The 24744-nt window shown below is 67.8% G+C and carries 18 protein-coding genes; 8 read left to right on the forward strand and 10 right to left on the reverse strand.

All coding sequences use genetic code 11. The features are described 5' to 3' along the window. Positions 1–88 precede the first annotated feature (88 nt). The 3 genes from IQ292_RS08340 to IQ292_RS08350 are packed head-to-tail and all read left to right on the forward strand — an operon-like array spanning position 89 to position 4754. Positions 89–1420: an MFS transporter gene (locus tag IQ292_RS08340; RefSeq protein ID WP_203309865.1), complete on the forward strand. Its 1332-nt coding sequence runs from the start codon at positions 89–91 to the stop codon at positions 1418–1420. Next, positions 1417–2514, forward strand: a complete 1098-nt coding sequence (locus IQ292_RS08345) for a glycoside hydrolase family 68 protein (protein WP_203309866.1) — start codon at positions 1417–1419, stop codon at positions 2512–2514. Before IQ292_RS08340 ends, IQ292_RS08345 begins: the two co-directional genes overlap by 4 nt. Beyond that, positions 2511–4754, forward strand: a complete 2244-nt coding sequence (locus tag IQ292_RS08350) for an alpha-galactosidase (protein ID WP_238940925.1) — start codon at positions 2511–2513, stop codon at positions 4752–4754. Before IQ292_RS08345 ends, IQ292_RS08350 begins: the two co-directional genes overlap by 4 nt. Before the next feature lie 55 nt (positions 4755–4809). On the opposite strand, the gene IQ292_RS08355 is transcribed toward IQ292_RS08350, so the two are convergent. From IQ292_RS08355 to IQ292_RS08365, 3 genes are all read right to left on the reverse strand, one after another. Beyond that, positions 4810–5826, reverse strand: a complete 1017-nt coding sequence (locus IQ292_RS08355) for a LacI family DNA-binding transcriptional regulator (protein ID WP_203309867.1) — start codon at positions 5824–5826, stop codon at positions 4810–4812. 166 nt (positions 5827–5992) lie between these two features. After that, complete coding sequence (locus tag IQ292_RS08360) at positions 5993–8482, reverse strand: TonB-dependent receptor domain-containing protein (protein ID WP_238940926.1); 2490 nt, start codon at positions 8480–8482, stop codon at positions 5993–5995. A gap of 201 nt (positions 8483–8683) precedes the next feature. Continuing rightward, a complete protein-coding gene (locus tag IQ292_RS08365) occupies positions 8684–10201 on the reverse strand; it encodes a tryptophan halogenase family protein (protein WP_288934003.1) in 1518 nt (505 codons plus the stop codon). Positions 10202–10387: 186 nt separating this feature from the next. Here IQ292_RS08365 and recA point away from each other — a divergent pair, with 186 nt between their 5' ends. The 3 genes from recA (at position 10388) to IQ292_RS08380 (ending at position 13308) form a co-directional block, all read left to right on the forward strand. Next, entirely contained in the window at positions 10388–11461 is a 1074-nt protein-coding gene (recA, locus tag IQ292_RS08370) for a recombinase RecA (RefSeq protein ID WP_203309870.1), read from the forward strand. A 384-nt stretch (positions 11462–11845) separates the two neighbouring features. Further along, positions 11846–12676 (forward strand): class I SAM-dependent methyltransferase, encoded by an 831-nt coding sequence (locus tag IQ292_RS08375; protein ID WP_203309871.1) that lies wholly within the window; start codon positions 11846–11848, stop codon positions 12674–12676. Further along, the gene (locus IQ292_RS08380; RefSeq protein WP_203309872.1) at positions 12673–13308 is read left to right on the forward strand and encodes a glutathione S-transferase family protein; all 636 of its coding nucleotides are present in this window, start codon (positions 12673–12675) and stop codon (positions 13306–13308) included. The genes IQ292_RS08375 and IQ292_RS08380 overlap by 4 nt, the downstream gene beginning before the upstream one ends. A gap of 7 nt (positions 13309–13315) precedes the next feature. Here the strand turns inward: IQ292_RS08380 and IQ292_RS08385 are convergent, their stop codons facing one another. Next, the gene (locus IQ292_RS08385; protein WP_203309873.1) at positions 13316–14638 is read right to left on the reverse strand and encodes a dicarboxylate/amino acid:cation symporter; all 1323 of its coding nucleotides are present in this window, start codon (positions 14636–14638) and stop codon (positions 13316–13318) included. Positions 14639–14713: 75 nt separating this feature from the next. Between IQ292_RS08385 and IQ292_RS08390 the strand changes: the two genes are divergently transcribed. Further along, complete coding sequence (locus tag IQ292_RS08390) at positions 14714–15973, forward strand: M24 family metallopeptidase (protein WP_203309874.1); 1260 nt, start codon at positions 14714–14716, stop codon at positions 15971–15973. A 47-nt stretch (positions 15974–16020) separates the two neighbouring features. Further along, the gene (gene alaS / locus IQ292_RS08395) at positions 16021–18666 is read left to right on the forward strand and encodes an alanine--tRNA ligase (RefSeq protein ID WP_203309875.1); all 2646 of its coding nucleotides are present in this window, start codon (positions 16021–16023) and stop codon (positions 18664–18666) included. Between the two features lie 73 nt (positions 18667–18739). On the opposite strand, the gene IQ292_RS08400 is transcribed toward alaS, so the two are convergent. The 6 genes from IQ292_RS08400 to yaaA form a co-directional block, all read right to left on the reverse strand. After that, entirely contained in the window at positions 18740–19297 is a 558-nt protein-coding gene (locus tag IQ292_RS08400; RefSeq protein WP_203309876.1) for a hypothetical protein, read from the reverse strand. Between the two features lie 101 nt (positions 19298–19398). Further along, on the reverse strand, positions 19399–19752 hold the full coding sequence (locus IQ292_RS08405; protein WP_203309877.1) for a DUF952 domain-containing protein: 354 nt from the start codon (positions 19750–19752) through the stop codon (positions 19399–19401). Then, on the reverse strand, positions 19749–22562 hold the full coding sequence (gene gyrA / locus IQ292_RS08410; RefSeq protein WP_203309878.1) for a DNA gyrase subunit A: 2814 nt from the start codon (positions 22560–22562) through the stop codon (positions 19749–19751). The genes IQ292_RS08405 and gyrA overlap by 4 nt, the downstream gene beginning before the upstream one ends. 183 nt (positions 22563–22745) lie before the next feature. Beyond that, complete coding sequence (locus IQ292_RS08415) at positions 22746–23048, reverse strand: hypothetical protein (protein WP_203309879.1); 303 nt, start codon at positions 23046–23048, stop codon at positions 22746–22748. Positions 23049–23178: 130 nt separating this feature from the next. Beyond that, a complete protein-coding gene (locus tag IQ292_RS08420) occupies positions 23179–23889 on the reverse strand; it encodes an SDR family oxidoreductase (RefSeq protein ID WP_203309880.1) in 711 nt (236 codons plus the stop codon). Continuing rightward, a complete protein-coding gene (yaaA, locus tag IQ292_RS08425; protein ID WP_203309881.1) occupies positions 23871–24611 on the reverse strand; it encodes a peroxide stress protein YaaA in 741 nt (246 codons plus the stop codon). Before yaaA ends, IQ292_RS08420 begins: the two co-directional genes overlap by 19 nt. Between the last annotated feature and the right edge of the window lie 133 nt (positions 24612–24744).

Raw genomic sequence — 24744 nt, forward strand, 5'->3', positions numbered from 1 at the left:
TGCTGCAATCGATTGTTGCCTGAAGCATGTCGACCCTCTATGCAGGTGCGATCCCGCATAGACGGGCGGACCCATGCGAGAGGCGCCGATGCGATACCCGGACTCCAAGCCAAGATTGTCGCTGCCGCGCATTCTCGAGATGAACCTCGGCTTCCTGGGCCTGCAATTCAGTTTCGGGCTGCAGCAGGGCAACATGGCGCCGATCTACAGCTATCTGGGCGCCTCCGAGGCCTCGCTGCCGCTGCTGCAGCTGGCCGGCCCGATGACGGGCCTGCTCGTCCAGCCGCTCATCGGCGCGCTCAGCGACAGGACCGATTCGCGCTGGGGCCGGCGGACGCCCTATTTCCTGTTCGGTGCCGTGCTGTGCGCGGCGGGGCTGTTCTTCATGCCGCTGAGCCATTCGATCCTGATGGCGGTGTCGCTGCTCTGGCTGCTGGACGCCGGCAACAACATCACCATGGAGCCCTATCGCGCCTATGTCTCCGACCGCCTGGACGAAAGCCAGCACGAGATGGGCTTTCTGACGCAATCCGCCTTCACCGGGCTGGCGCAGATGCTGGCCTTCCTGACGCCGTCGCTGCTCGTCTGGGCCGGGATGAACCAAGACTGGGTCGACGCACACAACATCCCCTACACCGCGCGGATCGCGTTCATGGTCGGCGCCTTCCTGTCGCTATCGACCATCGTCTATTCGATCCTGCGCGTCCCGGAGCTGCCGCTGACCACGACCGAGCGGGCGCGGATCGCGGCGCAGCCGCGCGGGCTGGCCGCGGCGGTGCGCGAGATCGGCGCGGCGATCGCGGACATGCCGCCGGCGATGCGCAAGCTGGCGGTGATGAGCCTGTTCCAATGGTATGCGATGGCGGCCTATTGGGCCTATGTCATCTATGCGATCGGCCGGTCGGTCTACGGCACCGCCGATCCGAACTCGACCGGCTTCCACTCCGCGGTGCTGACGAACGGCGTGATGGCCGCCTGGTACAATGGCGTCGCCTTCGTCGCGGCCTTCGCGATGGTGCCGCTGGCGCGGCGCGTCGGCGCGGCGAAGCTGCATGCCGCCTGCCTCCTCCTTGCCGGACTGGGCATGGTCGCGCTGCCGCACGTCACCCAGCCGTGGATGCTCTTCGTGCCGGCGATCGGCGTCGGCATCGGCTGGGCCAGCATCATGGGCAACCCCTATGTCATCCTCGCGGGCGCGATCCCGGCGGAGCGGACGGGTGTCTACATGGGCATCTTCAACATGATGATCGTGATCCCGATGCTGCTCTTCTCGCTGACGCTGCCGCTCGTCTACCGGCCGCTGCTGGGTGGCGACCCGCGCAACGTATTGACGCTGTGCGGCCTGCTGATGCTCTGCGCGGCGGTGGCGGTCTATCGCGTGCGCAGCCGCGCCGGCCGCGTCCAGGGCGCCGCGGCATGAGCGCCAGCGTCTGGACCCGCGCCGCCGCCGCCCGCGCGCGCTTCGACGAAGGCGCGCGGCTGCCGGTGATCATCGCGCGCGACGTCGTGCCGATCGATCCGGCGCACGACGTCTGGGACATGTGGCCGATCGCCCGCCGCGACGGCCGCACGGCGATGATCGGCGGTCGCGACTGGTGGTTCTTCCTCGCCGTCCCGCACGCGCCCGATCCGGAGGCGCGGCACGATGCGGCGCGCATCCATCTGTACAGCCGCGGCCCAGACGGCTGGCACGCACATGGTCCCGCCTTTCCGGACGGTTTCGCGCCCGGCACGCGCGAATGGTCGGGCAGCGCGGTGATCGACGACGACGATACCAGGCTGACAATGTATTTCACCGCCACCGGCGATCCGGCACGCTTTTCGCAGCGCCTGTTCGAGACGACGGGTCGCTTCGACGGCGGGCGGTTGAGCGGGTGGAGCGCGCCCGCCGAAACCGTGCAGGCGGACGGCATCGACTATGCCCGCACCGATCAGGACGCGCCGCTTGACGACAGGATCAAGGGCTTTCGCGATCCCGGTTATGTCCGCGATCCGGCGACGGGGGAGGAGCATCTGCTCTTCACCGGCTCCGCCGGTACGCCGGGCGAGGTGCACGACGGGATCATCGGCCTCGCCACGCGGGTGGACGACCAATGGGCGCTGAAGCCGCCGCTGCTGGCCGCGATCGGCGTCAACAGCGAGCTCGAGCGACCGCATGTCCTCGTCCGCGATGGGCTTTACTATCTGTTCTGGTCGACGCAGGCGAAGCGCTTCGCGCCCGGTCTCGACGCGCCGACCGGACTCTATGGCATGGTCGCCGACCGGTTCGCCGGCCCGTGGCGCCCGATCAACGGCAGCGGACTGGTCGCGGCCAACCCGGATGCGGAGCCCACGCAGGCCTATTGCTGGTGGGTGACGGGCGAAGGCGAGGTGATCAGCTTCGTCGATTATTGGGGGCTTGGCGGCAATGCCGTCGGCGATGACATCGCCCGTCGCCGCGACCGCTTCGGCGGCACCGCCGCGCCGACCTTCCATCTCGCATTCGACGGCGACCGGGTGCGGATCGCACGATGACGCGCCGCGGGTCGACGTGGCTCGCAACGATCGTCGCCGTGATGGGGAGCGTAAGCGTGGATGCGAAGGTGACGGCGCCGGCGGGCGCGACGGTGTTCCGGCTCGATGGCGCGGGCGTGACCTATGCGCTGGGCGTCGACGACAAGGGGTATCTCCAGCCTTTGTACTGGGGGCCGCCGCTCGGGACCAAGGATCCGCTCGGGACGATCGATCCGGCGCGTTCCGGCGAGCCCGTCTTGCTCAAGGCGCCTGGCGAGCTGTCGGGGTTTGATCCCGCAGGATCGGTGACGCCGCAGGAATATCCCGGCCAGGGCGAGGGGCTGGTCAGCGAGCCCGGCGTCAAGGCCGTGTTCGCCGACGGCAATCGCGATCTCGTCCTCAAATATCGGTCGCACCGCGTAGAGGGCGAGACCTTGCTCGTCGAACTGGCCGATATCCGTCGGCCGCTGACGGTCGTGCTGCGCTATGCGATCGATCCGGAGACGGGGGTGCTCGCGCGCTCCGCCACCGTGCGCAACGGCGGCGACAGCCCGGTGCGGATCGACCAGATCGCCGCCGCGGTCTTCACCCTGCCGGCGGGGGACGATTATGCCCTCCATTATCTCACCGGTCGCCATGCCGCCGAATGGCAGAAGAAGCGGGTCGCGGTCACGCCCGCGCTGACATTGCTGGAAAGCCGGCGCGGATCGACGGGGCATGGCAACAATCCCTGGTTCGCCATCGGACGTGAGGGTGCGACGGACGAGGATCACGGGCCCGTCTGGTACGGGGCGCTCGCCTGGTCGGGATCGTTCCGGATCAGCGTCGGCCAGGACAATCTTGGCCGCGTCCGCATCGCCGGCGGCTTCAACCCCTACGACTTCTCCTGGTCGCTGAAGCCGGGCGAGACGCTGGACACGCCGACATTCTATGCCGGCTATACCGACGGTGGCATGGGGGCGGCGTCACGGGCCTTTCACCGGTTCCAGATGGCCCATGTCATCCCGCACGGCGACCGGGCGAAGCTGAGGCCCGTCCTCTACAACAGCTGGGAAGCGACCGCATTCGACGTCACCGAGCGGGGGCAGGAGGCGCTGGCGGAAAAAGCCGCCAGGATCGGCGTCGAGCGCTTCGTCGTCGACGATGGCTGGTTCGGCGCGCGCGACTCCGACCGGGCCGGGCTGGGCGACTGGACGGTGAACCGGACCAAGTTTCCCGACGGTCTCAAACCGCTGATCGACAAGGTGAAGTCGCTCGGGATGGAGTTCGGCCTGTGGGTCGAGCCGGAGATGGTCAATGTCGACAGCGACCTCTATCGCGCGCATCCCGATTGGGTGCTCAACTTTCCCGGCCGGCCGCGGACGGAGGGACGCAATCAACTCGTCCTCAACCTCGCCCGTAGCGACGTCCGCGACCATGTGCTGAACGTGCTCGACCGGCTGGTGCGCGACAACGACATCGCCTTCCTCAAATGGGACTATAATCGCAACTGGACCGAGGCGGGCTGGCCGGAGATGCCGCTCGCGGATCAGCAGCGCGTCCATGTCGAATACGTCCGCAACCTCTATCACATCCTCGCCGAACTGCGCCGGCGTCACCCGTCGCTGGAGATAGAGGCCTGTTCGGGCGGCGGCGGCCGCATCGACCTCGGCATCCTCGCCTATTCGGACCAGGTGTGGACATCGGACAATACCGATCCCGCCGACCGGCTCATGATCCAGGACGGCTTCACGCAGGCCTATGCGCCCGCGGTGATGATGGCCTGGGTGACCGACAGCCCGAACTGGGCGAACACGCGCGTCACCAGTCTCGACTATCGGTTCCTGTCCGCCATGCAGGGCGGGCTCGGCATCGGCGCCAATCTCAAGCACTGGCAGGATGCCGATTTCGCCACCGCCGCCAAATGGGTGGCGGCTTACAAGACGATCCGGGCGACGGTGCAGCGTGGCCGCCTGTATCGTATCGCACCGCCGTCGCGCGACGACGGCACGTCGGCGACGATGTACGTCGCGACGGATGGCCGGCAGGGCGTGTTGTTCCAGATGCTGCACTCGTCGATGTGGCGCGACAATCCCTCCGCGCTCCATCCGCAGGGTCTCGACCCGGCGCGACTGTACCGCGTCCGCATGCTCGGCGACGGTGCGCTACCGGAGGGGATGCCCCGGCAGGCCAGCGGTGCCTTCTGGATGAACATCGGGCTGTGCGCGCCGCTGAAGGGCGATTTCGTCGGCGCCGCCTTCGTCTTCGACGCGGTCGACTGAACCGGTCGGCATCGACCACGTCCGATCGCGTGCCGCGGCGCGCGGCGGCGGAGGGTCAGGCGCTGTCGCGCAGGACCAGTTCGGGCTCCATTGCCACGGACGGCCGATCCTCGCCCGCGATGCGGGCGAACAGCGCATCCAGCATCGCGGCCGCGCCGGCGGCGAGGTCCTGGCGCACCGTGGTCAGTCGCACGCGGGCCTGCGCCGCGATCGGCAAGTCGTCGAAGCCGGTGACGGGAATGTCGTCCGGCACGCGCATGCCGCGCGTCTCGAGCGCGTCGATCGTCGCCATCGCGATCACGTCGGAGGCGGCAGCGATACCGTCGACCTGACCCGCCACGCGATCGAGATTGGCGGCGATCTCCGCCGCCATGATGTCGGACGCCAGGTGCGTATCGAGCTGCAGCGGCGGCGCCAGCCCGGCGGCCTCTGCCGCCGCGCACAGACCGCGGTGCCGTTCGATGAGCTCCAGCGTGCGGACCTCGCCCATGAAGGCGAGCCGGCGGCAGCCGCGCGCGATCAGACGCTCGCCCGCGCGCCGGCCCCCCAGGAAATTGTCGACGCCGATCGCACAATGCACCTGGCCGGGGAGGGCGCTCCCCCAGACGACGAGCGGACGATAGCGGCGTGCGACCGCCTCGATCACGTCGAGCTGGTCGGACTGGCCGATCAGCAGCACGCCGTCGAGCATGCCCGACAGCACGATATCGTCCAGCCAGTCATCGCTGTCGGGTTCGACGCGTGACAGCATGACGTCATAGCCCCGCTCGGTGATTCCGTCGGCGAGGTGACCCAGCAGCGCCATGAAGAAGGGGTCGGAGAGGTGCTGCCGGCGTTCGTGACCCAGCGGCACCGCGATGCCGATCACGCCCGTGCGCTGCGTCCGCAGGCGGCGGGCCATCAAATTGGGGCGGAAGCCGTGTTCCGCCGCGATGTCGATGATACGCTGGCGCGTCTGCTCGTTGACGAGCGAACTGCCCGCGAGCGCGCGGGATACGGTGCCGGCGTTGACGCCGGCAAGGCGGGCGATGTCCTTGAGGGTGCGGATGGGCCGCTCGGCCGTGACGGTCATGCAGGTGACATAGGCCGCTTATCGCTCAGACAAAAGGCGGAACCGCGAGGAAGGGCGCGGTTCCGGCCAGGTGGGGACGCGTTCGCGCGGGCGGGTGCCGCCCGCCTTGCGATTTTGGGACCTGTTCACGCCGGCAGGCACCGGCTCCAGGCCCGTCGATCAGACCCTAGAACCGGTAACGGACCGAGCCGGTGACCGTCCTGCCGTAGAGCGCGGTATTGCTGAACACCGCGCTGGTCGACGACAGGATGGGTCCCAGGTTGGCGTTGCCGTTGCGGAAGCCGAGCGTGTTGAACAGGTTGTTGGCGTTGACGCTGAACTCCAGCCGCTCGACCGGGCGGACGGTCACGAACCCGTTGACCGTGGTCGTGCCCTTGATCGTGTAGAGGTTGAAGTCGTCGGACTTGGTGCTCGACTGACCGTTGACGCTGACGCCGAAGGCCACGGGGCCCGCGTCATAGGACGGCGAGACGACGAACTGGAACCGCGGCAAGCCGCCCGGCCATTTGTCGACCAGATTGGCGGTCGCACTCTTGGTGATTTTCGAGGAGGCGTAGGTGGCGTCCGCGGCGAGGTGGAAATTGCCGGTGTTGAAGCGGCCTGTGAACTCGACGCCGATCGAGCGATAGCCGTTCGAGATGTTGGGGTTGTTGTTTGGCGCCGGATTGTTGATGCGCGTGAAGTCGTAGTTGTTCTCGGTCAGCGTGGAGTGGAAGCCGGTGATCTCGACGGAATAGGAGCCACCTGCGATCGCGCCGCGCTGCTTCAGGCCGATTTCCTGCTGGTTGAGGAAATTGACCGACGTCGCCTGACCCTGCGCATTGAGCGAGCCGTCCGCATTGAAATTGCCCGACAGCACGCGCCGGTCCGCGTTGAACCGGCCGCCCCGGCTGACGCGGCCGAAGATGCTGGTGTCGCGGCTGAACGCGTACAGCGCGCCGAACGACCAGCTGACGTAATGGTCGGTGTAGTTGATCTTTTCCGCCGTCGGGCTGAGCACCAGCGAGGGCAGGGTGGCGCTTCCCAGCGCATCGCTGACCCGGGTGTTCGGACCCGCGACGCCGCCCTGCGCGGTTCCTTCGCCGTGCACGCTGTCATAGCGCACCGAGCCGTCGAGGTTGAGGCCGCCAAGCTCGTAGCCGACCTGGAGGAAGGGCGCGGTATCGGTATAGGTCAGATCGACCCGCCGCGCGCAGCAGCTGCCCCAATTGTCGTTGAAGCCTGCCTGGCCCGCCGCCGTCAGCTGCGTCCCCGTCGTGGAGAACAGGTCGAGGGGCACGGCATTCTCGCCGCTCAACGTGCTGTACTGGCGGTTGACGTGCCAGTCCTGGCGGATGTTCTGCTTCATCACGAACAGCCCCGCGGTGACCCGCGCCCGCCCCGACCCGACGTCGAACTTGCCCGTCGCCGTCAGGTTGTTGGCGAAATTGTCCATGTTCTTCATCAACGTGTTGATGTTCGGGTTATTGTTGACGTAGCTGCCGGTGTAGGCCTGTCCCTGGTTGGGCCCGGTCGCGTAGCGCACGGCGCCGACGACCTGGCCGTTGACCGTCGATCCGATCAGGCCACCGCTGCCGGTCAGCGGCTGCACGTTGACGAATTGCGTGGTGAAATTGCCGCTGATCCACTGGTAGCGGATCGTGTCGTCGATCGTCAGCCAGTCGTTGGCGTCGACGTGCAGCTGTGCGCCAAGGCTCGTGACGCGCGGGTGGATGCCCTCGATCTCGGCGCTGCGCACCTGCCCATCGAAGTCCAGATACTGGAAGGACCGGTTGTAGATCGAATAGGACGAGCCGTTGCGGCCGTCGAAGGTCGGCAGCGGCGCGAAGCCGGTCACCCTGTTGCCGTCCAGCGTCGCCAGCGACGGGGTCGTCGTGTTGGTCGGCGCATGTTCGTCGAGACGCTTGAAATACAGGCGGATGAAGCCCTTGCCGTCGGCGAAGTCGCGCGTCAGGTTCGCCTTGATCTGGTAGCCGCGCAGGATGTTGAACCGCTCGTTGGTCAGGCCGCCGCCCTCGCGCGCATAGCCGCCGATGTGGAAGCGCGTCGCGTCGTCGATCGGCGCACCGTAATCGAAGTCGAGCCGGTGCTCTCGATAGCCGAGGCCGTTCGAATAGGCGATCTGGCCGCCCGCGACGTCGCCGGTCTTGCTGATATAGTTGATGACCGCGCCCGGCGCCTGGCTCGCGAAGGTGGAGGCGGAACCGCCGCGCACCGCCTCGACGCGCTGCACGTTCTGGTCGAAGCGCAACCAATAGTCGTTGTTGCCGAAGTTGATGTCGCCGAACAGCACGGTCGGCAGCCCATCTTCCTGTAGCGCGACATATTCGGATCCGCCCGTCGACACGGGGATGCCGCGAACGCCGATGTTGGCGTTACCGCCCGGGCCGGCGGTGTCGCCCGGCTGGATGCCGGGGATGTTGCGCAGAACCTCCGCCTCCGAGCGCGGCGTGAAGTTCTGGATCGCCTCCTGGCTGATCTGGCTGACCGAGATGGAGCTGCGGAAGCGCGAGCGGTCGCCGGCCGTGGCGGTGACGACGATGTCGTCGGTCGACTGCGGCGGCTGCGTGGCGGCGGCGTCGCCCTGCGCCGTGGCCGGCGGCGCCACCTGTGCGATTGCCGGCAGCGCGATCAGCCCGGCGGCCAAGGCGCCCATGGAAGCGCACGCATTGAAAATGGATCCCCGCATCATCCCTCTCCTGCTTCGCGCCCCGAGTCGAGGTCGCGTTTGAGTTTGGGGTAATGGCGTCAGCAATCGATTGCAACGAAAACTGCAAAGGATTGCATCAAAGGCTTGGCATGTGGCCAACTTGCAACATAGATCAGGGGTGGCTCGGGCGGCGCACCCGTCGTGCCGTCAGGCGCGTGCGCCGATCCGTTTGATCCAGTCGGCATGCGTCGGCATGGATAGCGCCATCGATTCGATCGCCGCCGCCAGCCTGGTGACGAACGCGCCGCTGGCCGCGGGATCGGCGCGGTAGGCGAGCAGCGGGTCGAGGTCCTGCGGCAAATTGCCCTGGCCGATGTGCACCGCCAGCCAGCTGGCGGCGCCGAACAGGTCGTTCTCGCGCTGGACCAGGCGGCCGCGGGCGCGGAAATGCTCGATCTTCGCCGCGAGCGTGTCGGGCACGGACATCGCCGCCGCCGCGCGCCACATCGGCTCGGGCCGGTCCGCATTGAGCTTGTAATGCAGGATCAGGAAGTCGCGGATCCGCTCGAATTCGGCAATGGCGACGCGATTATACTCGTCGATCGCCAGCGGATCCGGCTGCCGGGTGGGCAGATAGGCGAGGAGCTTGGCGATCCCCGCCTGGATCAGGTGGATCGACGTCGACTCGAGCGGCTCCATGAACCCGCCAGCCAGCCCGATCGCGACGACGTTGCGGTTCCAGAACTTGCGCCGCCGCCCGGTGACGAACCGCAGGAAGCGCGGCTCGCCCAGCGCCGGGCCGTCCAGGTTCGCCGCCAGCGTCGCCGCCGCCTCGTCGTCCGAAACATGCGCGCTGGCATAGACATAGCCGTTGCCGGTGCGATGCTGCAGGGGGATGCGCCATTGCCACCCGGCGGCGCGCGCGGTCGACCGCGTATAGGGCGTCATGCCGTCGCCGCCGGTGACACAGGGCATCGCCACCGCGCGGTCGCAGGGCAGCCAATGCGTCCAGTCCTCATAGCCCGTCGCCAGCGCGCCCTCGATCAGCAGGCCGCGGAAACCCGAGCAGTCGACGAAGAAGTCGCCGGCGAGCGCCCGTCCGTCCGCCAGCCGCACGGTGGCGATGTCGCCGCCCAAAGGATCGCGCTCCGCCGTGAGCACCTTGCCCTCGATCCTGGCGACGCCCCGCGCTTCGGCATAGCGCCGCAGGAATGCGGCATAGAGCCCCGCGTCGAAATGATAGGCGTAATCGAAGGTCGAGGCGACGCTGCGCGGATCAGCGACCGGCGCGGCGAAGCGGCCGTGCTTCGCGGCGCCCCAGGCCATCGACAGCGCGTCGAGCGGCGGCAAGGCGCCGTCCGGCGACGAATCGCGCGCGGCCAGCCAGTGCTGGTGCACCGCGATCAGGTCGAACGGCTTGCCGTGGGTGCCGAAGGGGTGGAAATACCGGCGGTCAGGGCCGCCCCAGCCGACGAACTCGATGCCCAGCTTGAAGCTGCCCTTCGTGTTCTTCAGGAAATCCGCCTCGGCGATGCCGAGCGTCTCGTTGAAAAGGCGGATCGGCGGGATCGTCGCCTCCCCGACCCCGACCGTGCCGATCTCGTCGGATTCGATCAGCGTGATCGCGCAGCCGCGCGGCATCGCATGTGCGAGAGCGGCCGCGGTCATCCAGCCGGCGGTGCCGCCGCCGACGATGACGATCGAACGAAGTGCCTGATCGTGCACGACTACCCCTCCTGCAACGCGCTTTTGCAATCCATTGCAGGCGCCTTCTGCGACGACAAGCGCCATTTTGGTCCCGCACGTAATTTACCAACGTTCGCCCCTTGTTCCATGGGAACAAACGTAGTACATGGCGTGGCAACCGCGTTGCCCTGGGCCAACGCATGGCTTAAGCGAGGGAGATTCCCAATGGCCGCCAATCTGAAAGTGATCGACACCGGCATGGCAACCGCAAACGCAGACCGTCAGAAGGCGCTCGACGCCGCCCTCGCGCAGATCGACCGCGCATTCGGCAAGGGCTCGGCGATGAAGCTGGGCCAGAAGGAGGCGATGCAGGTCGAGGCGATCTCGACCGGCTCGCTCGGTCTGGACATCGCGCTCGGCGTGGGCGGTCTGCCGCGCGGCCGGGTGGTCGAGGTCTATGGTCCGGAAAGCTCGGGCAAGACGACGCTCGCGCTGCATGTCATCGCCGAGGCGCAGAAGATGGGCGGCACCGCCGCCTTCGTCGACGCCGAACATGCGCTCGACCCCGTCTATGCCAAGAAGCTGGGCGTCAATATCGACGAACTGATCGTGTCGCAGCCCGACACGGGCGAACAGGCGCTGGAGATTACCGACACGCTCGTGCGCTCGAACGCGATCGACGTGCTGGTGGTGGACTCGGTCGCGGCGCTGGTGCCGCGTGCCGAGATCGAGGGGGAGATGGGCGATAGCCACGTCGGCCTGCAGGCACGCCTGATGTCGCAGAGCCTGCGCAAGCTGACCGGCTCGATCAGCCGCTCGCGCTGCCTCGTCATCTTCATCAACCAGCTGCGCATGAAGATCGGCGTGATGTACGGCAATCCGGAGACGACGACGGGTGGCAACGCCCTCAAGTTCTACGCCTCCGTCCGTCTCGACATCCGTCGTACGGGTGCGATCAAGGACCGCGACGAGGTCACGGGCAATGCCACCCGCGTCAAGGTGGTGAAGAACAAGGTCGCGCCGCCGTTCAAGCAGGTCGAGTTCGACATCATGTACGGCGAGGGCATCTCGAAGATCGGCGAGATCCTCGACCTCGGCGTCAAGGCGGGACTGGTCGAAAAGTCGGGCGCGTGGTTCAGCTACGATAGCACGCGCATCGGCCAGGGTCGTGAGAATGCCAAGAACTTCCTGCGCGAGAACCCCGACATGGCCGATCGCCTCGAACGGGCGATCCGCCAGCGGACGGAAAAGGTCGCGGAGGAGATGATGACCGGCCCGGACGCGGACGACGATCTTTGATCGCCGCGGCGCGCATGACGAATACGAGGGGAGGCTCGCCGGTGACGGCGGGCCTCTTTCCGTTCTGACAGGACGCATGCGCATGGCCGAAACACCGTGACTTTTGTGACCTTCCGGAAACAATCTGGAAACAATCGACGTACCAAAGGCGTGCGTCCGTCGATCGCGGTCGCACGCAGCCTTCGCCGCGCCATGTGCCTCGTGCGTCACGCGCATCTTATGGGCGTCCCGGCATCGTCGGACCCTGCATGGACGGCGTGCTCCGGCCCGAGACGCGGCGGCGGAGGCCTATCGAAAACAGGCCTGCGACGGCTACGATCCGGGCGGCCGCATGCGTGCTTCGACGGCGCGTGCACCCGGGCGGTGCGATGACGAGGTGACACTATGACGAGCCATTTCGACTGGACCGGTCGCGTCGGCGACGTATGGGCGGAGGAGTGGCGTCGGACAGACCGTGCCTTCGCCGATCTCGCCAGGCATCTCGACGCGGCGATCCTCGCTGCGGCACCGGCAGGCGCGATCGCGGCGCTCGACCTCGGCTGCGGCGCGGGGGTAACCAGCGCCGCGCTTGCCCGTGCCCGACCAGATGCGCGGGTGCTGGGTGCCGACCTGTCCGACGCGCTGATCGCCATCGCGCGGGACCGGTTCGCCGACGTGCCGAACCTGGGCTTTGAACAGGGGGATGCGATCGCCATCGCCGAGGGTCAGGCACCGCTCGACCTCGTCGTCTCGCGGCATGGCGTCATGTTCTTCGCCGATCCCGTCCTCGCCTTCGGCCGGCTGCGTCGCACGATGACGCCTGGCGGCGCGCTGGTCTTCAGCTGCTTCGCGCCCGCTGCGGAAAATCCATGGGCCGTCCTGCTTGCGCCCGCCGCGCCGCCTGCCGCCGCCTATGTGCCCGGCCCCTTCTCGTTCGGGGATCCGGATCGGGTCGGCGCGATGCTTCGCCAGGCCGGCTGGGAGGCAGCCGCGCCGGCTCGCGTCGCCTTTGCCTATCGCGTCGGCGCGGGGGAAGACCCGGTCGCCGACGCGACGGCTTTCCTTACCCGGATCGGGCCAGCGGCTCGACTGCTGCATGATGCCCCGCCCGCGGATCGGCCCGCGCTGGTCGCGCGCCTTGCGGATCGCTTGGCGGCGCAACGAAACGCGTCCACCATCGATTTTCCTGCCGTGGCGTGGCTATGGACCGCGCGGGCAAGAGGGGAGCTGTCATGATCGTCGTCCACCATCTGGAGAATTCGCGCTCGCAGCGCGTGCTGTGGCTGCTCGAGGAACTGGGGCTGCCGTATCGGGTCAAGCGCTACGATCGGAACCGGCAGACGATGCTCGCGCCGCCGGAATTGAAGCGCGTTCATCCGCTCGGCAAGTCGCCGGTCATCGAGGACCTCGATGCCGGTGGTGGCCGCGTCGTCGCGGAGACGGGCGCGATCGTCGAATATCTGGTCGAAAAGGCGGACGGCATGCTCGGGCCGCCCGCGCATCGCGAGTCGGCGCTGCGCTACCGATTCTGGCTGCATTATGCCGAAGGGTCGCTAATGCCGCCGCTCTTCGCCAAGCTGGTGCTCAGCCGCGTGCCGATCTTCGGCAAGGCGGGGCAGAAGCGCATCCAGCCAATGATCGACGTCCATCTCGATTACGTCGAGGCGGAGCTGGCGCAGCGGCCCTGGTTCGCGGGCGATGCCTTTACCGCCGCCGACGTGATGATGAGCTTCCCGCTCGAGGCGGCGCGCAGCCGGGCGGGCCTCGATGCGTCGCGTCCCGCCACGACGGCCTGGCTGGACAAGGTCCATGCCCGCCCTGCCTATCAGACCGCGCTGGAGAAGGGCGGGCCCTACGCCTACGCCTGAGGCGCCGTCAGCCGCCGATGTCGCGGAAGCTGTCGGGCGCGCCATGCGGCGGCGCGGGAACGGCGGCGACCGCGATCTCGGCGGGTTCGGCGGGGTCGAGGCCGCCCTCCCATTTGGCGATCACCGCACTCGCCACCGCATTGCCGACGACGTTGGTGGCGGTGCGGCCCATGTCGAGGAAATGGTCGATGGCCAGGATCAGCAGCAGGCCCGATTCGGGGATCTTGAACACGGGCAGCACGGCGGCGATCACCACCAGGCTGGCGCGCGGCACGCCGGCGATGCCCTTGGACGAGATCATCAGGAACAGCAGCATCGCGATCTGCGTGCCCAGCGGGATGGCGATGCCATAGGCCTGGGCGATGAACAGCGACGCGAACGTCATGTAGATCATCGACCCGTCGAGGTTGAACGAATAGCCGAGCGGCAGGACGAAGCTGGCGATGCGCGGCGGCACGCCGAACCGGTCCAGCGCCTCCAGCATCCGGGGATAGGCCGCTTCCGACGAGGCGGTGGTGAACGCGACGAGCAGCGGCTCGCGGATGTAGCGCACGAGCGCCCGGATACGGCCGCCGATGAAGAGGAAGCCGATGCCGAGCAGGATTGCCCAGAGGATGACGAGCGCGAGGTAGAAACTGCCCATGAAGAAGGCCAGCTGCCCGATGACGCCGGCGCCGCGCTCGGCAAGGGTCGCGGTGACCGCGCAGAAGACCGCTATCGGTGCGAAGCGCATGACATAGTCGGTGATGCGCAGCATCACCGCGACGAGGCCGTCGATGCCACGCACGAGCGGCTGCGCCTTCTCGCCGACCGCGGTGATCGCGACGCCGACGAAGACGGAGAAGACGACGATCTGCAGGATCTCGTTGGTCGCCATCGCGTCGACCATCGAGGCGGGCACGATGTGCGTGATGAACTTGTCCAGGCTGAAGCCGGCGGTGGCGACGCCGGCATCGGCGGTGACCGGCGGCAGCGGCAGGTTGATGCCGACGCCGGGGCGCAGCAGGTTGACCAGAACGAGGCCCAGGCCGAGCGACAGCAGGCTCGCACCCAGGAACCAGCCGATCGCGCGCGCGCCGACGCGGCCCAGCGCCGACGTGTCGCCCATCTGCGCGATGCCGGAGACGAGGGTCGCGAACACCAGCGGCGCAATGATCATCTTGATCAGGCGCAGGAAGACGGTGGTTCCGATCGAGAAATAGCCGGCGATCGCCTTCAGCCGCGCCGCCGCCGCGGGCGTGCCGTCATCCAGCCAGCCGTTGAGCACCAGCCCGAGCACGATGCCGAGCAGCAGCCCGATCAGAATGTAGAAGGTCAGCCGCTTGGCCATCGATACGCTCTCCCCAATCGCGGGCTAGAGAGGGGATTGCGACGTCCGGGTCAAGCGCCCTATCCGTTGGCCTCGATGACCTTTACGCCTTCCCGCCGCTCGCTCCTCGCCGCCTGCGCGGCGGTTCCGCTCGCATCCGCCGCCGTCCTGCGTGCCGCCGAGCCGGACCTGTCGGCGCTTGCCGACATCACCGGCAAGGCCGTGCCGATCGGCGCGGCGGAGCGGGCCGGGCGGCTGGCGCGGGCGCAGGCGCTGATGAAGGCGGCCGGCATCGGCGCGATCGTGATCGAGCCGGGCTCCAGCCTGATCTATTTCACTGGTGTCCGCTGGGGGCGAAGCGAGCGGCTGACCGCCGGGATCATCCCGGTCGAGGGTGAGCCCTGCATCGTCACCCCGTTCTTCGAAGAGCCTTCGGTCCGCGAATCGCTGGCGGTGCCCGCCGAGGTGCGGGTCTGGCAGGAGGACGAGAACCCGCTCGCCGTGGTCGCCGGGTTCCTCCGCGACCGAAAGCTTGATCGGCACACGGTCGGCATCGAGGAGACGGTCCGCTTCTTCGCCTCGGACGGGCTGGCGCGGGCGCTTGGCCATGCGCGGCTGGTGTCCGCCGATCCCGTGGTGCGCGGTTGCCGGATGATCAAGACACCGGCGGAGATCGCGCTGATGCAGTGCGCCACCGACGTGACGATCGCCGCCTATCGCTGGCTGCATCCGCGTGTCGAGCCCGGCATGACCGGCGCGGAGATCGGCGCGCTGATGAACGCCGCGACGCGCAAATTGGGCGGCAGCCCCGAATTCGCCCTCGCGCTGATCGGACCCGCCGCGGCGCTGCCGCATGGCAGCCGCGAGGTGCACAGCGTGACCCCCGGCGAGATCCTGCTGATGGACTGCGGCTGCACGGTGCAGGGCTATCAGTCCGACGTCTCGCGCACCTGGGTGCCGCGGGGCAATGCCAGCCGGGCGCAACGCGACGTCTGGACTCTCGTCGCGCGGGGCCAGCAGACCGCGCTCGCCGCCGCGCGTATCGGCGCGCCGGCGGGCAGCGTCGACGATGCGGTGCGCGCCTTGTACGAACGCGCCGGCTACGGCCCGGGCTATCGCCTGCCGGGCCTGTCGCACCGGACCGGCCATGGCATCGGCATGGACGGGCACGAGCCGGTCAATCTCGTCCACGGCGAGGCGACGCCCCTGGCGGCGGGCATGTGTTTCTCCAACGAGCCTGGCCTCTATCTTCCCGGGCGGTTCGGCGTGCGGTTGGAAGACTGTTTCCACATGACCGCCGCGGGTCCGCGCTGGTTCTCGACGCCGCCGCGCTCGATCGACGAACCGATGGGATGACGAGCCGCCTTGAGGCGGGGCGCGCTCTCGCCTAAGTCGCCAATCCTATGACCTCGACCAACGACATCCGCCGCGGCTTTCTCGACTTCTTCGGCAAGGCGGGGCACCAGATCGTGCCCTCCGCCCCGCTCGTGCCGCAGAACGATCCGACGCTGATGTTCGTCAACGCGGGCATGGTGCCGTTCAAGAACGTCTTCACCGGCCTGGAGAGCCGTCCGTACAGCACCGCGACCTCGTCGCAGAAGTGCGTGCGCGCCGGCGGCAAGCACAACGACCTCGACAATGTCGGCTATACCGCCCGGCACCACACGTTCTTCGAGATGCTGGGCAATTTTTCGTTCGGCGACTATTTCAAGGAACAGGCGATCCTCAACGCCTGGACGCTGCTGACGCGCGACTGGGGCATCGCCGCCGACAAGCTGACCGCCACCGTCTATCACACCGACGACGAGGCGTTCGCGCTGTGGAAGAAGATCGCCGGGCTGCCCGACCATCGCATCATCCGCATCCCCACCAAGGACAATTTCTGGGCGATGGGCGACAGCGGACCCTGCGGTCCCTGTTCGGAAATCTTCTACGATCACGGCGAGCACATCTACGGCGGGCCGCCGGGAAGTCCGGAGGAAGACGGCGATCGGTTCGTCGAGATCTGGAACCTCGTGTTCATGCAATATGAGCAGGAGGCGAACGAGATCGTCGGCGAGCTGCCCAAGAAGTCGATCGACACCGGCATGGGGCTCGAGCGTGTCGCGGCGGTCCTGCAGGGCGTCCACGACAATTACGACACGGACACCTTCAGGGCGCTGATCGCCGCATCGGAGTCGCTGACCGCGACGCATGCGCAGGGCGCGCAGATGGCCTCGCACCGGGTCATTGCCGATCACCTTCGCTCGTCGGGCTTCCTGGTCGCGGATGGCGTGTTGCCCGCGAACGAGGGCCGCGGCTACGTGCTGCGCCGGATCATGCGTCGTGCGATGCGCCATGCGCATCTGCTGGGCGCGAAGGAGCCGCTGATGCACCGCCTGGTGCCGGCGCTCGTCGCGGAGATGGGCGCCGCCTATCCGGAGCTGGTCCGCGCGCAGCCGCTGATCGAGGCGACGTTGCGGCAGGAAGAAACGCAGTTCCGCAAGACGCTCGACAAGGGGCTCAAGCTGCTCGACGAGGCGACCGTCGGCATGACGGAGGGCGCGACCCTTGCGGGCGAGACCGCGTTCAAGCTCTACGACACCTATGGCTTCCCGTACGACCTGACCGAGGACGCACTTCGGACGCAGGGGCTGCACGTCGACCGTGCCGGTTTCGACGCGGCCATGGCCGAACAGAAACGCGCCGCCCGCGCTGCGTGGAAGGGCTCAGGCGCCAAGGCGTCGGACGACCTCTGGTTCGACATTGCCGAGGAAACCGGCTCGACGGAGTTCACCGGCTACAGCGCCGATACGGGCGAGGGCGCGGTGCTGGCATTGGTCAAGGACGGTGCGCGGGTCGATCACGCGGCCGCCGGCGACACGGTTGCGATCATCGTCAACCAGACGCCCTTCTATGCGGAGAGCGGCGGCCAGGTCGGCGACACCGGTACGATCAGCACCGATGCCGGGCTCCGGGCGATCGTCACCGACACGTCGAAGCAGCTTGGCCGGCTCTTCGTCCATCATGCCGAGGTGCAGAGCGGTTCGATCAAGGTGGGCGAAGCTGTAAAGCTGCAGATCGATACCGCGCGCCGCGCGCAGATCCGCGCCAATCACTCGGCAACGCATCTGTTGCACGAGGCACTGCGCCAGCGGCTGGGCGGCCACGTCGCGCAGAAGGGATCGCTCGTCGCGCCGGAGCGGCTGCGTTTCGACGTTTCCCACCCCGTGGCGATGACCCCCGCGGAGCTGGCGGACGCGGAGGCGGCCGTGAATGCGCAGATCCGTGGCAATGGCAGCGTGACGACGCGTTTGATGACGCCGGACGAGGCGATCGCCGAGGGCGCGATGGCGCTGTTCGGGGAGAAGTACGGCGACGAAGTGCGTGTCGTCTCGATGGGCACGGAAGACGGCGGCAAGACCTATTCGCTCGAATTATGCGGCGGTACGCACGTTGCGGCGCTCGGCGACATCGGCCTGTTCAAGGTGGTGGGCGAGGGGGCCGTATCGTCGGGTGTCCGACGGGTCGAGGCGCTGACGGGCGAGGCGGCGCGTGCCTATCTCAACGGTCGCGACGACAAGCTGCGCGAGGCGGCCGCGACGCTGAAGACCACGCCGGACGAGGTGCCGGCGCGCGTCGCCGCGCTGGTCGAGGACCGTCGCCGGCTGGAACGTGAACTCGCCGATGCCAAGAAGGCGCTGGCGATGGGCGCGGGTGGTGGCCAGGCGGCTGGTCCTGAGCAGATCGGCGATGTCGCCTTCATCGGGCAGGTGCTGGAGGGCTTCGAGGCCAAGGGGCTCCGCGGCGCGGTGGACGAGGCGAAGCAGCGCCTCGGCTCCGGCGTCGCTGTGATGGTCGCGGTCAACGACGGCCGTGCGTCGCTCGCGGTCGGCGTCACCGACGACCTCGTGGGCCGGTACAATGCGGTCGAACTGTTGCGCACGGCCGTCGCCGTGCTGGGTGGGCAGGGTGGCGGCGGCCGTCCCGATATGGCGCAGGGCGGCGGCCCCGACGGTAGCAAGGCGGCGGACGCCGTGGCAGCCGTCAGGACGGTGCTCACCGGCTGACCGACTCGTCGCTCCGCCGATACGAAAAGGGGCCCCGGCTCGCGCCGAGGCCCCTCGATAAGCCCAAAGCGGATTACTTGCCGCTGGTCGTGCCTGCCGCGCCGGCGGTCGCCGCCGCGATCTGCTCCGCGGTGAGGCCGACGATCACCTGACCCTGCGCATTGGCGCTGAAGCCGTTGATCGGCAGCTTCACGTCGCCCTTGGCGGTCGTGACGGTGACGAATTGCGCGTCCGCCGCCTTGACGGTGCCGACGGGCGTGCCGTTCAGGCCGGCTACGGCCGTACCTGGCACCAGCTTCGCCTTCAAAGCGGCCTGCGCCTGCGCCTGCGACGAAGCGACCGCCGCGTCGAGGTCGGCCTTGGTCATCGCCATCGCAAAGCCCTTGTCGGTCTTGCCGATCGACGAAGGGGGAACGGGAACCTGGGCGGTGCCGGTGTTCAGGATGATCGCCTGCGGCGTCACCTGGGCGACCGTGCCGAGCGAAACACCGGCGGAATCGTAGATCGTCGCGCCCACCGTGGGCGTGGCGGCGGTGGCCTGCGCCGCGGGGGCGGCGGGGGCAGCCTGCTGGGCCTGAGCCGCGGCGGGCACCAGCATCGCGGCGCCGATCGTCAGGGCTAGGGTACGCATCGACATGTCTCCATTGTTGCAGTGTCGTTGTGACACGGAAACGATGGGGTGTGCGTGCGAGTTCCGCTCGTCGGATGCGGCTAACGGAGCGGTGGGCGCGATCAGCCGGTCACCGGAAGCTTAACCCGGCCCTGTTCATCGCGCTCCAGCGGCGAATAGGCGACCACGGTATCGAGCAGCAACACGCCATAGAGATGCGGGAAAAGCTGTCCGCCACGCGATTCCTCCCATTTCACCGGATCGTCCTGCGCCGCGAGGTCCACCGCCGCGACGTGGAGGTCGTGCTGCCCGGCGAAGTGCTTGTCCACCGTCTCCGTCAGCTGCGCGGCGGTCGACAGGTGGATATATCCATCCGCCAGGTCGACCGGCGCGCCGGTGAACCGGCCGTCGCGTTCCAGCGCCGCCATCTGGTCGGCGGTCAGCACCTTGTACGCGATCAGCGGCCGGTCACTCATGCTTCGTCCTCTTCACCCTCGTCGCTCTCGTCGACGCGTTCGCCCATCGTCTGCGGCCCGGTGCCGTCGTCGAGATGGATCGCCTCCGAGTCATCCGGGGCCGGTGTTTCCGCCAGTTCCTGCGCGACCAATGCCTCGGCGGCGTTCTCCGGATCCTCCTCCTCGTCGATACGCGCGGCCGAGACGACATGTTCGTCCTTGGCGACGTTGAACAGCGTGACGCCCTGCGTGTTGCGACCGGTCACCCGCACGTCGCCGACCGACATGCGGATCAGCTTCGCCTGATCGGTGACCAGCATCAGCTGCTCGCCGTTGTGGGCAGGGAAGCTCGCGACCACGGGGCCGTTGCGTCCGGCGGAGACGATGTTGGTGATGCCCTGGCCGCCACGACCGGTGCGCCGATATTCAAACGCGGAGGTACGCTTGCCATAGCCGTTGGCGGTGACGGTGAGGATGAACTCCTCCGCCGCCTCGAAGGCTGCCATGCGTTCCGGCGAGAGCGTCATCTCGCGATCGCCCTCCTTCCACGGAGCGGCCTTCAGATAGGCGTCGCGCTCCTCGGTGGACGCGGCGAAGCCGCCCAGGATCGACAGGCTGATCACCTCGTCGCCGTCACTCAGGCTGATGCCGCGCACGCCCGTCGAGGTCCGCGACTGGAACTCGCGAACGTCGGTCGCCGCGAAGCGGATCGCCTTGCCCTGCCGGGTGGCGAGCAGCACGTCGTCCTCCTCCGTCAGCAGCGCCACGCCGATCAGGCGATCGTCGCTGCCCTCGTCGAAGCGCATGGCCAGCTTGCCGTTCGACGGGATGTTGGCGAAGGCATCCATGGCATTGCGACGAACCGTCCCGTTGGCGGTGGCGAACATGACGTGCAGGTCGCCCCACCGCGCCTCGTCCTCAGGCAGCGGCAGGACGGTCGAGATCGTCTCGCCCGGCGCCAGCGGCAGCAGGTTGATCATCGGGCGACCGCGCGTGGCCGGTCCGCCTTCCGGGAGGCGCCACACCTTCTTGCGGTACACCTTGCCATGGTTCGAGAAGAAGAGGACCGGCGTGTGCGTGCTCGTCACGAACAGGCTGGTGATCGCGTCCTCGTCCTTGGTCGCCATGCCCGCGCGGCCCTTGCCGCCACGCTTCTGCGCCCGGAATGCGTCGAGGGGCGTGCGCTTGATATAGCCCTGCACCGTCACGGTGACGACCATGTCCTCTCGCTCGATGAGGTCCTCGTCGTCGATGCCGTCCGCGGCCGCGGCGATCTCGGTCCGGCGAGGCGTCGCGAAGGCGGCGCGGACGTCGACCAGTTCCTCGCGCATCACCTCATAGAGGCGGACGCGATCCGCGAGAATGGCGAGCAGCTCGGTGATCGAGTCGGCGAGCGTCTTGAGCTCTTCGCCGATCTCGTCGCGGCCGAGTGCGGTGAGGCGGTGCAGACGAAGGTCGAGGATCGCGCGCACCTGCACGTCGGTCAGGCGATAGCTCTCGCCGGTGGCCTGCGAGTCGACCGCCTCGACCAGGCGCAGGTAGGGCGCGATCTCCGCCACCGGCCACTCGCGCGCGAGCAGCGCGGCGCGCGCTTCGGCGGGGCTGGCGGAGCCGCGGATGATCCGCACCACTTCGTCCAGGTTGGTGACCGCGATCACGAGTCCGAGCAGGATATGGGCGCGGTCGCGCGCCTTGGCGAGCTCGAACTTGGATCGCCGAGTGATGACCTGTTCGCGAAACTGGACGAAGGACTGGATGATGTCCTTGAGGTTCAGCGTCTCGGGACGTCCACCGCGGATCGCGAGCATGTTGGCCGGGAAGGACCCCTGCGCCGGCGTATGCCGCCACAGCTGGTTGAGCACGACGTCGGGCGTCGCATCGCGCTTCAGGTCGATGACGATGCGAACGCCTTCGCGGTTCGACTCGTCGCGAATGTCGCTGACGCCTTCGATCCGCTTGTCCTTCGCCGCCTCGGCGATCTTCTCGACCAGCGCGTTCTTGCCCTGCTGGAACGGGATCTCGGTGAGGACGATCGAGCGACGATCGCCGCGTCCTTCCTCGATGACGTGACGGGAGCGCACGATGATCGAGCCGCGGCCCGTGTTGTAGGCGGACCGTGCCCCCGCGCGCCCGAGGATGATGGCGCCGGTCGGGAAATCCGGCCCGGGCACGATCTCCATCAACTCCTCGACGGTGATCGCACCGTTGTCGATGTAGGCGAGGCAGGCATCGACGACCTCGCCCAGATTGTGCGGCGGTATGTTGGTCGCCATGCCGACCGCGATGCCGCCGGCGCCGTTGACCAGCAGGTTGGGGAACCTTGCCGGCAGGACCTGCGGTTCGCGCTCGCTGCCGTCGTAGTTGGGCTGGAAATCGACGGTATCTTTGTCGAGATCCTCCATCAGGTAATTGGCCGAGCGCGCCAGGCGTGCCTCGGTATAGCGCATCGCGGCGGGCGGATCCGGATCCATCGAGCCGAAGTTGCCCTGACCGTCGATCAGCGGCAGCCGCATCGACCAGTCCTGCGTCATCCGCGCCAACGCGTCGTAGATCGCGGTATCGCCGTGCGGGTGATATTTACCGATCACGTCACCGACGATGCGCGCCGACTTGCGATAGGGCCGATTGAAAAAGAAGCCGCTCTCCTGCGCCGAGAAGAGGATGCGGCGATGCACCGGCTTCAGCCCGTCGCGCACGTCGGGCAGCGCACGGGCGACGATCACGCTCATCGCATAGTCGAGATAGCTCGACTTCATCTCGTCGACGATGGAGATCGTCGAAATGCCCTCGGGATGGGCGGGGGGTTCGGCGAGGACGGTCTCGTCGGCCAAGGATCAAGCTTTCGAAGATGGGGGTGAAACGAACCCCTATCTAGGCACGAGTCGCACGAATGTCACGCGCACGCACGCACGCGAGGGAGCCTGTCGCGCGCGACCGGCGGCGACGGTGCCGCCACCGGTGCTTGCGGTCCGATCGGCAGCAGGCGCGAATGCGGCCTGCCGCCGGTCGGACGATTACTTGCAAGCCTTCTTGTTGGCGTTGCCGGCCTTGCTGCAATTATAGGTGACGGTCTTGCCGGTGGAGGTCTTGGCGGTGACCATGCGCCCGTTGGCGGCAGCCTTCTTCGTCACCGTCGTGTTCGTCGTTGCCTTTGCGGACGCGGCGCCCGCGGGCTTTGTCGTCGTCGTGGACTTCGACGTGACCGTCGTCTTCGCCTTGGCGGAACCGGCCGGGCTCATCCCCTGCGCATCGGCAACCGTGGCGGCGCCGAGCAGCGCGGCGGCCGACAGGAACAGTACGGGCAGCGACTTGGTCATGATTCTCTCCTTCTCATGCACCGATCGTCCGGCGTTGCGGACGTCGTGGCCGCATGGATGCGCCCAATACGCTGTCGCGTCCATGGCAGGATGGTGACATGTTTGTCATCATACCGGCGCAACCCTCTGACTACGGAAGGATCTCCTTGCCCTCATGGTCGAAGACCTTGCCCGTGTCGGGGGTCTTCAGCCCGTCGATGACGTCGAGCAGCTGCGATGCGGCGCGATCGGGCGTGAACAACGTGCCGGGCCGGACATTGCCCTGGAAGGGCTTGGAGAGGGCGGTGTCGACCGTTCCCGGATGAAGGCCGACGACGATCGATCGGTCGTTGCGCCGTCGCTCTTCGATCGACAGCGTCCGGACCAGCTGGTTCACCGCCGCTTTCGCCATGCGATAGCCGTACCATCCGCCGAGGCGGTTGTCCGAGATGCTGCCGACCCGCGCGGACAGGATCGCGAAGACGGTCCGCCCCGTCCTGGGCATCAGCGGCAACAGGTGCTTGGCGACGAGCGCCGGGCCGATCGCGTTGACGGCGATCGTCCGCGCGAGCCACGCGCCGTCCAGATCGCGGTAGGTCTTCTCGGGGCCTTCATCGCCGTCGTGGAGCAGGCCGCTTGCGACGATGACGAGATCGGGCGCGGGGCCGGCGGCGATCGTCGCAGCGACCGCGGCGATGCTTGCCTCGTCCTCGAGGTCGATATGGTCGTCACCGACAGCGCTGCGGGACAGCGTGCGCACGACGTCGTATGTGGCTTCGTCGCGCAGAGCCTCGACCAGGGCCGCGCCGATGCCCCCGGAGGCGCCGATGACGATCGCCGCGCTCACCGGCGGAACGTCCATGAGGCGCCGTCGCTGGTGTCGGCATCGAAGGCATAGCCGTCGCTGTCGAAGCCTTTCATGGCGTCGATATCCGTGACGCGATGCTCGATCATCCAGCGGGCCATCATCCCGCGCGCCTTCTTGGCGTGGAAGCTGATGAAGCGCTCGCCTTCGCGGAAATCGACCCCGATGACCCTGACCGTCGGCGGAAGCCGACCCGCAACCGCGGCGAAATATTCCTGGCTCGCCAGGTTGAGGATCGTGTCGTCGCCCCCCGCTGCGAGATCGTCGACCAGCCCCTTGGCGATGCGATCCCCCCACCAGTCCGTCAGTTTCGTCCTGCGGGGCGCCCAGCGCGTGCCCATTTCCAACCGATAGGGACGCATGCGGTCCAGCGGGCGCAGCAGGCCATAGAGACCGGACAGCAGTCGCAGGTGATCCTGCGCAAAGGGAAGCGACTCCGGCGGCAGCGTCTTCGCTTCGAGACCGGTGTAGACGTCGCCCGCGAAGGCGAAGAGCGCCGGCCTTTCCGGCGCTTCGGGAAAGTCGCGGAACCGGTCGGCGTTGAGCTTTGCCAGGGCGGGAGAGATGTGCATCAGCTCCTGCAGTTTCTTCTGCGTCAGGTGCGATGCCGCCCTGGCAAGGGTTGCCGCCTCGTCGGCGAAGCGCGGCTGAGTCGCCGCGAGGTCGGGCAGGGGGCTTTCGTAATCCAGCGTCTTCGCCGGCGACAGGAGCGCGATCATGGCGCCCGGTTAGCCGCCGCCGAAGAGTCGTTCAATCGTGGTTCACCCGCTTGCGGCGATTGACGAAAGTGATGCTGGCACAGGCGGCCGCTCGGCTTGAACGCCGTCGCCCGGACCTTTACAGCCGCCCCAC

This window comes from Sphingomonas beigongshangi (assembly GCF_016820445.1).
Taxonomy (GTDB): Bacteria; Pseudomonadota; Alphaproteobacteria; order Sphingomonadales; family Sphingomonadaceae; genus Sphingomonas; species Sphingomonas beigongshangi.